The following is a 14,015-nucleotide window of genomic DNA, read 5'->3' on the forward strand; positions in this document are numbered from 1 at the left end:
GCTTATCCTTTCAGCTGCTGCTGTGGCGGAAGCGCCGCAACAGCATCAGGAAGAAGGGCCCGCCCAGCAAGGCCGTGAAAATACCGACGGGGACTTCCGCCGGGATGGCGACCGTGCGCGCCAGCGTGTCGGCCAACAGCAGCAGCAAGCCGCCCATCAGCATCCCCAGCGGCAGCACGCGGCGCTGATCGGCTCCCAGCCAGGTGCGCACCAGGTGCGGCGCGATCAGACCGATGAAGCCGATGCCGCCGCACCAGGCGACGGCAAAACCCGTCAGCACGGCCACCAGCACGATCACCTGCGTGCGCAGCCGGCCCACGTCGATGCCCACGTGCAGCGCCTGCGCCTCGCCCAGCGCCAGCGCGTTCAGTGAGCGCATCAGGACACGCGTGGCACACAGCGCGCCGGCCAGCACCAGCAGCAAGGCCGCCACCTGGCGCCAGCTGCCGGCCGACAGCGAGCCAAGGGTCCAGAAAGTCAGGGTGCGTAATTGATCGTCGCTGGCCAGGTAGATGCACAGGCCCATGACAGCTACCGCGATGGCGTTCAGCGCCACGCCCGTCAACAGCAGGCCGACGATGGAGCCCGGCGTGGCCCAGCGGGCGACCCTGTCGAGCAGCACGCAAATGAGCATGGCGCCGGCAAACGCGGCGGCCGGCAATAGCCATACGCGCAGCTCGGGCGCCACGTGCAGGCTGGCCGCGAAGACGATGGTGGCCGCGCCCGCGCAGGCGGCGCCGCTGCTCACGCCCAGCAGCCCCGGGTCCGCCAGCGGATTGCGAAACAGCCCTTGCGTCAGGCCGCCAGCCAGCGCCAGCGCGGCGCCGATCAGGATCGCGAACAGGGCGCGCGGCAGGCGGATATGCCACAACACATAGGCGCCGCCGGACTGCGCCGCGTCGCCAGATTGAAACGGCGCCAGCCAGTCGGCCAGGGTCACCGGCACGGCGCCTGCCTGCACGGCGGCGAGCAAGCCGCAAGCCAGTGCGGCGGCCAGCAGCCCGCCAGCGCTCCAGCGTGGCCAGCGCCAGGGCGCGACGGACACCACCGAGGCCACGTTCATGCGGCCATGGCTTGCGCGAAGGCGGCGTCCAGGTCGGCCAGCGCCCGCGGCATGCGCGGGCCAAAGCCCAGCAGCAGCATGGCTTCCTGCGAGACGATGCGGTGCTTGCGCCCGGCCGGTGTCTGCGCCAGTCCTGGCAGTTTCAAGATGCCGTCCACGCCGCCCGAAGCCTTCAAGCCCTGGTCCGTGACGAGCACGATGTCGGGCCGCGCGGCGATCACGGCTTCCGGCGTGAGCGGCTTGTAGCCGGAAAATCCGCCCTGCCCGCCCATCACGTTGACGGCGCCCGCATACGCCAGCATGGCGTCGGCGCCCGTCTCGCGCCCACCCACCATCACCTGGTTGGGCGCATGCGCGAGAATGAACAGCACGCGCACAGGCGCGTGGCTGCGCTGGCGCACCTTGGCCAGGGCGCCGTTCCACTGCTGTTGCAAGACTTGCGCCAAACGCGCGGCGGGGTCAGTACGTCCCGTGATCTGGCCCACCTGTTTCACGCGTTCGAGCAAGCCTTCGAATTTGTTATTCGCGTTCAGCACCGCCACCGGCACGCCCGCGTCGCGCACCTGGCGCAGCACCGCTTGCGGCCCCGCTTCCTCGGTGGCGATCAACTGCGTGGGAGCCAGCGACAGCACGCCCTCGGCCGACAAGGTGCGCGCGTAGCCCACCTGCGGCAGTTGTTGCGCCACGGCCGGATACAGCGATGTGGTATCGACGCCCACCAGTTCGCCCTGCGCCTCGAGCGCATAGACGATTTCCGTCAGGGCGCCGCCCACGCTGACGATGCGCCGCGCCTTGACAAGCGGCTTGGCCGCGTCGCTGACGGCGGCCAGCACCTGCATCGGCGCGGCCAGCGCCAGCGCTCCCGCTCCCATTTTTTTCAGCGCGATGCGGCGCGCCACGCTGGCGGCGATCATGCGGCGCATAGTTCGCCCTCCTGCGCCACTCTTTCGACGATATGGCGCCATTCGCACAGCTCGTGCATGCCCGGCTTGCGTTCGCCGAAGAACATGACGATGGTGTCGCCCTTGGCGTCGAACAGTTCCACGGACGTCACCAGGCCATCAACTGTCGGCTTTTTCACCACCCAGGCGCTGGCGATATGGTCTTCGCGCAAATGCAGGTTGAAGCGCGTGTCGAGGACATTGATCCATGGCCCCATCACGGCGATCTTGTGCACGGGGCCAGAATGGATCTGGATCATGCCGGCATTGCCGACGAAGGCCATGATGGACACTTTTTCAAGGGCGGCGCTATTGAGCAGGTCGAGCACGCAGGATTTGTCGAGCTGCTGCACGAAGCGCGCCTCGGCCAGGCGCAAGCCTTGCAGGCGCGAGACCGAATATTTTTTCAGCACGGTGAAAAATTCATGCGTGTCGCGCAAGTCGGCCCACGCGGCGCGAAAGCCGGCCACGTCGATCTGCGCGTCGGGCAATTCGGCCGGCGGCGGCGCCGGCGCCGTCACGACGATGCCGGCCGCCTGGTTCGCGTCGGCAAAATGCGTCACCAGCGCGTCGTAGGCGGCAATGTCGCTTTGCGGCTTCAGGAAAATCTTGTGCACGGCATGGCCGGCCGCATCGAAAAATTGCAGGCTCCGCTGCACTTCCTTCTCACCCATCTCGCGCACGGCAAAGCCATGCGCCCACTGGCGGTAAAACACGCGCAAGTCGATGTCGCCACCGAGCACCAGGCCCACATGATTGTTATGACTGGCTTTTCGATAGACGCCCGTCTTTTCATGCACGCACGAAGCGTTGCGCGTCAGCGCCATGACTTCGCCCAGCGGTTCCAGCGCGGCGATGATGACGGGCCAGTCAGCCTGCAGGCGCTCGGCGCCCAGCAAGGCGCCATTCGCCAGCGACAAGCCGGCATGCGAGGCGATCAGCTCGCCTTCGGAAATGGCCAGTTCCTCGGCGATATCGCGGTGGCGGGCTTTTTTTTCGCGGCGCAGGCGGGCAAACTCACTGGCGACCAGCTCGGTATTGCAAATGGGGAAGGTGCTCGACACGGTGTCTCCTTTCAAGGCGAACACTGGCTGGCATGGGCTGGCTGGTGGTGGGGGAATCTTGACATCGATTATAAATGAGAATCATTCGCAATCAAGGCTTATTTGTGTGCGCACCTGAAAGCGGACGAAAAAAAAGCGCCGCGACAGGAAACCCGTCGCGGCGCAAAGGAGACCGATCGGTATTGCCGATCAGTTCAGGAAAAAAAGGTCAGGCGCTGGCCTGCACGGCCGGCATGGATACTGGCTTGGCAGTGGGTCGCTGCGCCAGCAAGACCACGGCGGCCAGCACCATGGCGCCACCGAGCAATTGCGTGCCGCTGACGGATTCCTTCAGCAAGGTCACGCCGAAGGCCATCGTGATGACAGGTTCAAACGTGGAAATGATGGACGCCTTGGCCGCGCCGATTTGCGCCACGCCGGCAAAGAAGGCGGCAATGGCGATGGCCGTCGAGAACAGGGCGATGGCGCTGACGGCCAGCCAGCCCGTCGCCGTGCCCGGCAAGGACACGCCTTGCCACAAGGCAATCGCGCTGTTCGACAAGCCGGCCGTGCCCAGTATCACCACGCAAGCGGCCAATGGGTGAATATTCTCGCGGCTTTTCGACAGGCTGTTGCCAAACAGGATGTACACGGCGTACACACCGGCGGCCATCAATGCCAGCGCGATGCCGATCGGCTGGCCCTGCAGCTTGCCGCCCAGGGTGATGGCCATGCCGGCAATCGCCAGCGCCATCAGCACCAGCATGCGCCGGTCCAGCTTTTCCCAGCCCAGCGCCAGCGCGAGGATGGTAACCAGCACGGGATACACGTACAGCAGCATGCCGCACAGGCCGCTGCTGGCATACATCAGGGCATTGAAATAGCCTTGCGACTGGGCCGTGTACATCAGGCCCATCAGCATGTAGCCAGCCAGCAGACGGCCGCGCGGCAAGCGCCAGCCGCCCAGCCACACGAGCGGCAGCAGCAGCATGGCGGCGATGACGAAACGCAAGGCCAGCATGGTCGACGGGTTGACCCCGGACGCATATGCCGCCTTGGCAAACACTGCGGAACTGCCGAAACCGGCGGCCGACAGCAACACCAGCGCAACAGCGCGGCGATCAGACATGACTAAACCTCTTTGAGTACACCTGGGCAAACCTGCTGCGCGTCGCAACGGTTTTCCCAGGCGTTGTAAATATAAATGCCAAGCAAGGCTGGGGGTGATTCATGCGTGAATCATATTGCGGGTCACTTCACGCATAGACGGCATCATATTCGCTTGCGCAAAATGAAACAAACCAATATTCTTTACGGATAGGCCAAATAATACTGAGGCTCAATTCTCTTGAAGAGTGTTATGTCACGTCCCTTGCCACCGCTCGCCGCCCTGCACGCCTTCGAAGCGGCCGCCCGCCATGAAGGTTTCCAGCGCGCAGGCGAAGAATTGCACGTCTCTGCCGGCGCCATCGGCCACCACGTGAAACAGCTGGAAGCGTGGCTGGGCATCGTGTTGTTCCAGCGCCTGCCGCGCGGCGTGGTGCTCACCAGCGCCGGCCAGCGCTATGCGGCCTCGCTGGGGCCCATCCTCAACCAGTTGGCTGATGTGTCCGAGCAGGCGCGGCGCCAGGGCGATGACAAGGTGGTGACGGTGACGGCCACCAGCTCGCTCGTCTCGCGCTGGCTGATGCCACGCCTGGGCCGGCTGCGCGACCGCTATCCGCAAATCGAACTGCGCGTGCTGGCCTCGATGCACCCGGTCGACCTGGCGCGCGATGGCGTCGACGTGGCCATCCGCCTGGGACCGGGCCGCTATCCAGGCCTGAAAGTCGATTTATTGATGGAAGAATGGTTTTCCGCCGTCTGCAGCCCCGGCTTTCGCGCCAACGCGGCCAGCCTGCGCCAGCCCGCCGACCTGCTGCGTTATCCGCTGCTGCACGATGAACCGGAAGTGCATCTGCCCGGCGAAATCGACTGGACCCGCTGGCTGCACAGTTGCGGCGTGCATTACAGCGGCAATAGCGGCAACAGCGGCGCGCGCTTTTCACATACATATTTATGCCTGGACGCGGCCGCCAGCGGCCAGGGCGTGGCCATCGCCGCCAGCCCCCTGATCGGCGACGATCTGCGCTCGGGCCGCCTGGTGCGCGTGTTCGAACACGCCGTGCGCGGGCCCCACTGCTATTATCTGCTGCGCTCTCCCCAGGCGGAAACGCGGCCCCTCGTACATGCATTCTGCGAATGGCTGATCGCCGAGGCGCGCGCCGACCAGGAAACCGTCTGGCCCACCGTGGAGACAGCATGAGTCGCCGCGAACTGGCGCGCAGCGCCGAATATATTGTCCAGCATGAATATGAACAGGCCAGCGTAACGGCGGCCGATGGACGGCGGCAAGAGCTGGGCGAATTCTATGGCGACCCGGCCGTGGCCTTGATCGACATCAATGAACAATGGTGCGCCGTGGCGGGTGAGGGATTGGTGCTGTGCCGGCTGGGCCAGCCGTTCGGACAGTGCGTGGGATATTTCCGCCAGCCTGGCGAAGTGCGCTGGATCGCGGCTTTACGACAAACGGGAGCGTTTGCGCTGGAGTGGGAGGATGAGGACGGCGTCTGGTCCGCCCTCGCCTTCTCGGTACGACTGTAACGGAAGCTTCGCGACGCCTCACAAAACCGTAGCGAGCGGAAGGGAGAGGTGGCTAAGAAGCGCAACCGTACGAAGGTACGGTGAGCATCGCAGGCCGCCTATACCGACGCGCAGTAGGTTTGTGAGGCGTCTTCGATTACAGCTTGATGAAATGCTCGCGGTAGTACTTCAGCTCTTCGATCGACTCCAGGATATCGGCCAGGGCCGTGTGCTTCTGGTGTTTCTTGAAGCCGGTGGCGATTTCCGGCTTCCAGCGCTTGCACAATTCTTTCAGTGTCGACACATCAACATTGCGATAGTGGAAGAACGCTTCCAGCTTCGGCATGCCACGTACCATGAAGCGGCGGTCTTGACCGATGGTGTTGCCGCACATGGGCGATTTGCCTGCTGGTACGTATTTTTTCAGGAACGCGATCAGTTCCGCTTCCGCCTGGGCTTCCGTCACGGTCGACGCTTTCACTTTATCGATCAGGCCGGAGCGGCCGTGCGTGCCCTTGTTCCAGGCATCCATCTTGTTCAGGGTTTCATCCGACTGGTGAATCACGAATACGGGACCTTCGGCCAGCAGGTTCAAATGCATATCCGTCACCACCACCGCCACCTCGATGATGCGGTCGGTATCGGGCTCCAGGCCCGTCATTTCCATGTCGACCCAGACCAGGTTCATCTCATTTGGACGTGCTGGGACAACGGGTGCAGGGGTGGATGCGGTTAAGTCGGTCGCTTGTGACATAATTCTCTCTTGGCCTAATCAAACTAAATAATCAGCCATTTTCTCACAGGCACAGAATGTATTCACTCGCGTTTTCGATTTTGTTTGTATCCGTCCTCGTTTTGACCCTGGCCGTGCGCTTCTGGCTTGCTTCGCGGCAGATTCGTCACGTGCTGGCGCACCGCGCCGCGGTCCCGCCCGAATTCGCGGAAAAGATTCCGCTGGCCGCGCACCAGAAGGCGGCCGACTACACGGTGGCCAAGACCAAGTTCGGCTTGCTGACCCTGCTGATCAACTATGCCGTGCTGATCGGTTTCACTTTGCTGGGCGGCCTGCAATGGCTGGCGCTGTACTTGCATGAATGGATGGGGTCGGGCTCGCCCATGCTGTATCAGATCGGCCTGATCGCCGCCTTTGCCGCCATTTCCGGCCTGATCGACCTGCCCTTCGACTATTACCGACAGTTCGTGCTGGAGCAGCGCTTCGGCTTCAACACCATGGCGCGCAAGCTGTTCTTCACGGACATGCTCAAGGGCGTGGGCCTGGGCGCCGTCATCGGCCTGCCGCTGATCTGGGTCGTGCTGACCCTGATGGCCAAGTCGGGCGACCTGTGGTGGCTGTACGCGTGGTTCGTCTGGAGCGGCTTCCAGTTGCTGATGATGGTGCTGTTCCCGACCGTCATCGCCCCGCTATTCAACAAATTCACGCCCCTGGCCGACGAATCGCTGAAAAGCCGCATCGAAGGCTTGATGCAGCGCGTCGGTTTCGCCTCGAAAGGCTTGTTCGTCATGGATGGCTCGAAGCGCAGCGCCCACGGCAATGCGTATTTCTCGGGCTTTGGCGCCAACAAGCGCATCGTCTTCTTCGACACCCTGCTGTCGCGCCTGGCGCCGCAGGAAATCGAAGCCGTGCTGGCGCATGAACTGGGCCACTTCAAGCTCAAGCACATCGTCAAGCGCATAGTCATGATGTTCGTCATCTCGCTGGGCTTTTTGGCGCTGCTGGGCTTCCTGAAGACGCAGCCGTGGTTTTACGCGGGCCTGGGCGTGGACCCTGTCGCCCTGGCGCTGACGGGCCAGCCGACGGACGCACTGGCACTGCTGCTGTTCATGCTGGTGTTGCCGGTCTTCACTTTCCTGCTGGGACCGTTGACCTCGCTCAGCTCACGCAAGCACGAATTCGAGGCCGATGCCTTTGCCGCCACGCACACGCAGGCGGACGACCTGGTCTCGGCGCTCGTGAAAATGTATGAAGACAATGCGTCGACCCTGACGCCCGACCCGCTGCACTCGGCCTTCTACGACTCGCACCCGCCGGCCAGCGTGCGCATCCGCCACCTGAAAGGGGCTGCCACATGAATACGCCATCGACCTCGCAAGACCTGGCCCAACTGTCCTGCGCGCCGCGCCAGCAGGCACTGGGCGACACGGACATCGCCACCCTGCACGCCTTGCTGCCCCAGTGGACCTTGCAAAATGGCAAGCTGTGCCGCGACTTCGGCTTCAAGAATTACTACCAGACCCTGGCGTTCGTGAACGCCCTGGCCTATATGACCCATACGCAAGACCACCATCCGGAGCTCATCATTACTTACAAAACCTGCGCCGCGCGCTACGACACGCACTCGGTTAACCAAGGCGCCGGCGGCCTGTCCGAAAACGACTTCATCTGCGCCGCCAAGGCAGACCTCATCTACCAGAGCAGCCAGGTGGCCCCATGAGCGAAGGCAAGTTGACGGGCGTCATCATCGCCGCCCACGGCCGCCACTACCTGGCCGACGTGGAGGGCGCCAAGCTGCAATGCGTGACGCGCGGCAAGAAAACCAATGTGGCCGTGGGCGACATCGTGCACCTGACGCGCACCTCGAACGACCAGGCCGTCATCGACCGCATCGAGGAACGCAAGACCCTGCTGTACCGCTCGGACCAATATAAATCCAAGCTGCTGGCGGCCAATCTGACACAGCTGTTCATCGTCGTGGCGACGGAACCGGGCTTTGCCGACGATCTGATCTCGCGCTCGCTGGTGGCGGCCGACGCGGCCGGCATCGAGGCGCGCATCATCCTGAATAAAACGGATGTGACCGCTTCGCTGGAGCGCGCCCGCGAACGCCTGCTACCGTATTCCTCGATGGGTTATCCCGTCGATGAAGTGTCGGCGCGCGCCGACCCGGAACACGCCGTGGCCACCCTGGCGCCGCTGCTGGCGGGCCAGTCGTCTATCCTCATCGGCCAGTCGGGCATGGGCAAGTCGTCACTGATCAACCTGCTGGTGCCGGACGCGGACATCGCCGTGCGGGAAATCTCGGCCGCGCTCGACACGGGCAAGCACACGACGACCTTTACGCGCCTGTACAAGCTCGACGAACTGGGCGCGAACAGCTCCATCATCGATTCGCCGGGTTTCCAGGAATTCGGCCTGTACCACCTGTCCGAGGGCATGCTGGAGCGGGCCTTCCGCGAATTCCAGCCCTACCTGGGCGGCTGCAAGTTCTATAACTGCCGCCACCTGATCGAGCCGCAGTGCGCCATCCTGCAAGCCTTGTCTGAAGGCAAGATCGCCAAGATGCGTCATACCCTGTATGGCCAGTTGCTGCACGAATCGGCGCAAACCCTGTACTAAGCTTTACGGCGCCCGCTATCGCAGCGGGCGCAACACCAATAAAAATGCTATCCACTCCTAAAATGCAGAATTAAATTCTGTTGTATAGGCAACTTTCCAGCATTCATTCCAAAACCATCCATCGTCCGATTTCGCGTTTCAGCGCCGGATTCCTGCGTTTCATCGCTTTGCGCTGGCATGACGCCGGTCCGCTTGCTACCTTGGCATTGTCCCCGCCAGCGAACCTGCTGGAGACAACATTGGTCTAACTCCAACCAGCATCTCGATCACAAGGTGAAATCATGAAAGCATCGTTCTCGCGTACCCTCGCCCTCGGTAGCGCCGCCCTCGTCCTCGGCCTGTCTTGCCTCAGCGCCAACGCGCTGGAAATCGGCGAACAGGACAAGGTCCAGATCTCCGGCAAGGTCTACAAACTGGCCCCGCAGGAATTTAGCCAATACGGCAATAGCTACCAGCTCGACACGGGCGACACATTGCTGCTGCGCCAGCAAGTCAACCGCTATTTCACGCAAATCAAGGGGCAGCCCGAAATAGAACTGTTCGGCCGCGCGCCGGGTGTCTTTGAAACGGCCGGCGGTACCCGTATGGAATTTCGCAACGATGGCGACGTCATCGCCATTACCGGACTGAGCAATATTCCGGGCGCCGTCGCCAAGGCGGGTGAAACGGCCAGCACCGTGCATTTCGCCGGCCGCTAAAGCAAGCGGCACAGCAAACGGCCGGCAGGTCGTCGCCACGCGGTCCACGGGGCGTGCATCAGCCGGCAGGGGCTGGTGCACGCCCCGCCTGCTTTGCGCAGGCTGAAAGGGCGCGCGCAACAAAATACTGTCGAGTCAGCCAAACAACTGCATCCGAATGCAGCTTACAATGCGATCCAATGAGGTGTTACTGGCCGCTGGCCAACACCATCGCCTTGCGGGAGATTTCGGATGGAAATGTTCGCACTCGAACATGACATTGCACAGTGGGAAGACACACTGCGGCCATTGCGCGCCCTGGAGCGCCTGCCCTTGCTGATGCTGCTGGCATGGCATTTGCGCCAGCGCAACTGCGCACAAGCTCTGCATCATGCGGCCGAAGCGGCGGCCTTGCTGCCCCAGGCCCAGCTGTCGGCCCACGCCCTGGCCATCGCGCAGGCGCGTTTGCAACTGGTGCAGGCGGAAGTGGCATGGCTGCAAGGTGCGCTCGATGCGGCTGAAAGCCTGGCCATGGCGGCGCACGCCATCCTGTGCGCGCACGGCGACGGTGCCGGCTGCGCCGACGCCCACTGGCTACTGTCTTCGATTGCCGTCGACCGCGGTGACCATGCCCGCTGCGATGCCGAGCTGCGGGCCGCAGCAGAGCAAGCGCGCAGCGCCGGCGATGCGATGCGCGCCAGCCTGGCCGACGCGGCCACGGCGCGCTGGGCCGTGTTGCGCGATGCGCCAGCTGCGCAAGCGCGCTGGGCCGGCCACTTCCAGGCCGACAGCGCCAGCGGCAAGCTGCCCGCACCGCTGGCTGCCTGGGTGCATGACTTCCGCGGCTTGCTGGCGCACACCTCGCGCGACCTGGGCACGGCCGCCGGCCACTACATGCAAAGCTACGAGGCGGCGCTGGAAAGCGGCCAGCTGCGCGGCGCGATCACGGCCGCCATCAATATCGGCGACTGTTTCGCCAGCCTCAACGACAACGAATCAGCCCTCGAATGGATGCAGTGCGCGCTGGACCTCGCCCGCCCCACCGGCTGGCCGCGCAGCATCGGCGCCTGCCAGACGCATACGGCCGAAACCATGCGCAAGCTGGGGCGGCTGGCCGCCGCCGAAGACTTGCTGCGCCAGGCGCTGCTCATCCTGGCCCCCGTGGCGGGCGCGCGCACCTATGCCAACGCCCTGTTCCACCTGGGCGAGCTGAGCCTGGACAAGGGCGACTACGACACGGCGCTCGATGCCTTCAACCGGCTGGCGCAGCGCGCCGAGGCGCTGGGCCAGGCCGATTTCCGCAGCATGGCGCAGCGCGGCAGCGCCCACGCGCTGTCTTACCTGGACCGTCCGGACGAAGCGCTGCAGGCGGCCGAACGGGCTTGCCAGCTGGCCACCGCGCAGGGCGACGCCATGCACCAGGTGGCGGCGCTGCGCGTCCTGTCCATGTTGCATGCGCGTCACGAGCTGCCGCCGCCCGCAGGCATGCTGGAACGTAATTCCGCCCTGCATTTCCTGCACCAGGCGCTGCAGGTGGCTGCCTCCATCGAAGGCTATTCGCCTCCCGGCGAACTGCTCGATGCGCTGGCGCGCGAATACGCGCACGCGGGCGACTATGCGCGCGCCTACGATATCGCCCTCGATGCAGGCATGGCGCGCGAAAAAAGCCACACCCAGCAAGCGAGCAACCGCGCCACCGCCATGCAGATCTACCACCAGACGGAACATGCGCGCTCGGAAGGCTATCACCACCGCGAGCTGGCTGCCTCCGAAGCGCGCCGCGCCGAAGTGCTGCAGCAGACCAGCGACACCCTGGAACGGCTGTCGGCCATCGGCCAGGAAATCACCACCCACCTCGACGCCAGCGCCGTATTCCAGGTACTCGACCGCCACGTGCATGCCTTGCTGCCAGTTAACACCTTCGCCGTCTACATGCTCGACGCAGGGGGCACGGCGCTGCGCCGCGCGCACGGCATGGAAGCGGGCCGGCCGCTGTCCGACAATGCCATTCCGCTGAGCAACCCGCGCGCCTACTCCGTGCGCTGCCTGCTGGGCCGGCGCGAAGTGTATATCGACCAGGTACCGCCGAAACGCCACGCCTACACGGTGCCCGGCACCCTGCATAACCAGAGCGTGCTGTACGTGCCCTTGACGGTGGGCGAGCGCGTACTGGGCGTAATGACGGTGCAAGCTTGCCATGCCCATGCCTACGGCGAACGCGAACGCCTGATCTTCCGCACCCTGTGCGCGTATGGCGCCATCGCGCTCGACAATGCCAGCGCCTACCGGCAACTGCAAGATGCACAGGCGCAATTGGTATCGCAGGAAAAACTGGCCGCCCTCGGTTCCTTGATGGCCGGCGTGGCGCATGAACTCAATACCCCGATCGGCAACAGTTTATTAATCGCCAGCACCATGCAACAAAAGACGGAAGACCTGGAACGCCTGATGACCGGTCCCGGCCTGCGCCGCTCGGACCTGGCCGCCTTCATCGACGATGCGGGCAAGGCATCGGCGCTGGTGATGCGCGGCCTGCGCAGCGCGGCCGATCTGGTCAACAGCTTCAAGCAGGTGGCCGTCGACCGCACCACCGAGCAGCGGCGCCGGTTTGACTTGCAACAAGTGAGCAATGAAATCATCGCCACCGTCATGAACCGCATCCGCAGCTCGGGCCACCGCATCGAAGTGGAGATCGACTTCGGCATCGCCATGGACAGCTATCCCGGCCCGCTCGGCCAGGTGATCACCAATCTGATCAACAATGCCCTGCTGCACGCCTTCGCCCCCACGCCCAACGATGGCGCCGCCGGCACGGGCTGCATGCGCCTGTCCGCCAGGACGGAAGCGGCGCGCGTGCAGATCGTCTTCGAGGACAATGGCGGCGGCATCGCCGAACAGCATTTGTCGCGCATCTTCGACCCCTTCTTTACCACCAAGCTGGGCCAGGGTGGCAGCGGCCTGGGTTTGTCGATCAGCTACAACATCGTCACGGCCCTGCTGGGCGGCACCATTCAGGTGGCCAGCAGCCCCGCCGGCACGCATTTCACCCTGGACTTGCCTCTGGTAGCGCCCCAGCTGGACGGCGCTGCGCCCGCCAGCATCTATTAATCCACCACCCTTTGCCCGGGCGCAGGCTTGCCTATACAAGTACGCGCCCGGCCAGTCTTTCCAATCTAAAAGCAAAACCCTTATAATTGAACGGCTGAAGTACTTGCCATTGCATTATTTTCAACTTGGCAAACCGCATCGTACCGCGCGACAGGCGTCGCGCTGGCACCGATCAACACAGCAGCGCGCCGGGCGAGGCAGTCATCAGCACGAGATGTTTTACGCTGATGCAACCCGGCGGGAAAGGCACGCCGCCGGCGGCCTGCGCATCTTCAAGTGGTCATTATGTCGACAAAAAAACCGATCAAGCACTACCTCCAGTTCTCCGATTTCACGTTGGAAGAGTACGAATATGTGATCGAACGCGCCCATCTGATCAAGCGCAAGTTCAAGAACTACGAAATCTACCATCCACTGATCGACCGCACCCTGGTGATGGTCTTTGAAAAGAACTCGACCCGCACCCGCCTGTCTTTCGAGGCCGGCATGCACCAGCTGGGCGGCGCCGCCATCTACCTGAACACGCGCGACTCTCAATTGGGCCGCGGCGAGCCGGTGGAAGACGCGGGCCAGGTCATGTCGCGCATGTGCGACATCATCATGGTGCGTACCTTCGGCCAGGAAATCATCGAGCGTTTCGCCGCCAATTCGCGCGTGCCGGTGATCAATGGACTGACCAATGAACACCACCCTTGCCAGGTCTTTGCCGACATCTTCACCTACATCGAACACCGCGGCTCGATCGCCGGCAAGGTCGTCGCCTGGATCGGCGACGCCAACAACATGCTGTACTCGTGGCTGCAGGCGGCCGAAGTGTTCGGCTTCCACGTCAATGTATCGACACCCAAGGGCTACGACATCGACCTGTCGCAAGTCAAGACCGAGCGCTACACCTTCTTCGCCAATCCCTCCGACGCCTGTGCAGGCGCGCACCTGGTCAACACGGACGTGTGGACCAGCATGGGCTACGAAGCGGAAAACGCGGCCCGGATCGCCGCCTTCGACGGCTGGATCGTCGACGGCGCGAAGATGGCCCGCGCCGCGCCCGACGCCCTGTTCATGCACTGCCTGCCCGCCCACCGCGGCGAGGAAGTGGCCGCCGAAGTGATCGACGGCCCGCAATCGGTGGTGTGGGACGAAGCGGAAAACCGCTTGCACGTGCAAAAAGCGCTGATTGAATACCTGTTACTCGGTAAAATCCAATAA

At 63.6% G+C, this 14,015-nt stretch carries 13 protein-coding genes; 8 read left to right on the forward strand and 5 right to left on the reverse strand.

Going from position 1 to position 14,015, the window contains the following annotated elements:
- Window positions 1-10 precede the first annotated feature (10 nt).
- The 4 genes from ACQ4WY_RS19475 to ACQ4WY_RS19490 form a co-directional block, all read right to left on the reverse strand.
- Window positions 11-1,063 carry a FecCD family ABC transporter permease gene (locus tag ACQ4WY_RS19475; RefSeq protein WP_436505421.1) on the reverse strand — a complete coding sequence of 351 codons (1,053 nt, stop codon included), beginning with the start codon at window positions 1,061-1,063 and terminating at the stop codon, window positions 11-13.
- A complete protein-coding gene (locus ACQ4WY_RS19480) occupies window positions 1,060-1,986 on the reverse strand; it encodes a heme/hemin ABC transporter substrate-binding protein (protein ID WP_436505423.1) in 927 nt (308 codons plus the stop codon). The genes ACQ4WY_RS19475 and ACQ4WY_RS19480 overlap by 4 nt, the downstream gene beginning before the upstream one ends.
- Complete coding sequence (locus ACQ4WY_RS19485) at window positions 1,974-3,068, reverse strand: hemin-degrading factor (protein WP_436505424.1); 1,095 nt, start codon at window positions 3,066-3,068, stop codon at window positions 1,974-1,976. Before ACQ4WY_RS19485 ends, ACQ4WY_RS19480 begins: the two co-directional genes overlap by 13 nt.
- A gap of 208 nt (window positions 3,069-3,276) precedes the next feature.
- Entirely contained in the window at window positions 3,277-4,176 is a 900-nt protein-coding gene (locus ACQ4WY_RS19490) for a DMT family transporter (protein WP_058051029.1), read from the reverse strand.
- A 231-nt stretch (window positions 4,177-4,407) separates the two neighbouring features.
- Between ACQ4WY_RS19490 and gcvA the strand changes: the two genes are divergently transcribed.
- Complete coding sequence (gene gcvA / locus ACQ4WY_RS19495) at window positions 4,408-5,352, forward strand: transcriptional regulator GcvA (RefSeq protein ID WP_070220093.1); 945 nt, start codon at window positions 4,408-4,410, stop codon at window positions 5,350-5,352.
- A complete protein-coding gene (locus ACQ4WY_RS19500; protein ID WP_436505426.1) occupies window positions 5,349-5,690 on the forward strand; it encodes a hypothetical protein in 342 nt (113 codons plus the stop codon). The genes gcvA and ACQ4WY_RS19500 overlap by 4 nt, the downstream gene beginning before the upstream one ends.
- A gap of 136 nt (window positions 5,691-5,826) precedes the next feature.
- On the opposite strand, the gene orn is transcribed toward ACQ4WY_RS19500, so the two are convergent.
- The gene (gene orn / locus ACQ4WY_RS19505) at window positions 5,827-6,423 is read right to left on the reverse strand and encodes an oligoribonuclease (RefSeq protein ID WP_170840539.1); all 597 of its coding nucleotides are present in this window, start codon (window positions 6,421-6,423) and stop codon (window positions 5,827-5,829) included.
- Between the two features lie 56 nt (window positions 6,424-6,479).
- Between orn and ACQ4WY_RS19510 the strand changes: the two genes are divergently transcribed.
- The 6 genes from ACQ4WY_RS19510 (at window position 6,480) to argF (ending at window position 14,015) form a co-directional block, all read left to right on the forward strand.
- Window positions 6,480-7,760 (forward strand): M48 family metallopeptidase, encoded by a 1,281-nt coding sequence (locus tag ACQ4WY_RS19510; RefSeq protein WP_436505427.1) that lies wholly within the window; start codon window positions 6,480-6,482, stop codon window positions 7,758-7,760.
- Window positions 7,757-8,122, forward strand: a complete 366-nt coding sequence (locus ACQ4WY_RS19515; RefSeq protein ID WP_436505428.1) for a 4a-hydroxytetrahydrobiopterin dehydratase — start codon at window positions 7,757-7,759, stop codon at window positions 8,120-8,122. The genes ACQ4WY_RS19510 and ACQ4WY_RS19515 overlap by 4 nt, the downstream gene beginning before the upstream one ends.
- Window positions 8,119-9,024: a ribosome small subunit-dependent GTPase A gene (gene rsgA, locus ACQ4WY_RS19520; protein ID WP_436505429.1), complete on the forward strand. Its 906-nt coding sequence runs from the start codon at window positions 8,119-8,121 to the stop codon at window positions 9,022-9,024. Before ACQ4WY_RS19515 ends, rsgA begins: the two co-directional genes overlap by 4 nt.
- Window positions 9,025-9,305: 281 nt before the next feature.
- A complete protein-coding gene (locus tag ACQ4WY_RS19525; RefSeq protein WP_436505430.1) occupies window positions 9,306-9,722 on the forward strand; it encodes a hypothetical protein in 417 nt (138 codons plus the stop codon).
- 237 nt (window positions 9,723-9,959) lie between these two features.
- Entirely contained in the window at window positions 9,960-12,809 is a 2,850-nt protein-coding gene (locus ACQ4WY_RS19530) for a sensor histidine kinase (RefSeq protein ID WP_436505431.1), read from the forward strand.
- Window positions 12,810-13,094: 285 nt separating this feature from the next.
- Complete coding sequence (gene argF, locus ACQ4WY_RS19535; protein WP_092804135.1) at window positions 13,095-14,015, forward strand: ornithine carbamoyltransferase; 921 nt, start codon at window positions 13,095-13,097, stop codon at window positions 14,013-14,015.

The sequence above is a fragment of the Janthinobacterium salmonicoloratum genome (genome assembly GCF_051380845.1).
GTDB classification, from domain to species: domain Bacteria; phylum Pseudomonadota; class Gammaproteobacteria; order Burkholderiales; family Burkholderiaceae_D; genus Janthinobacterium; species Janthinobacterium lividum_F.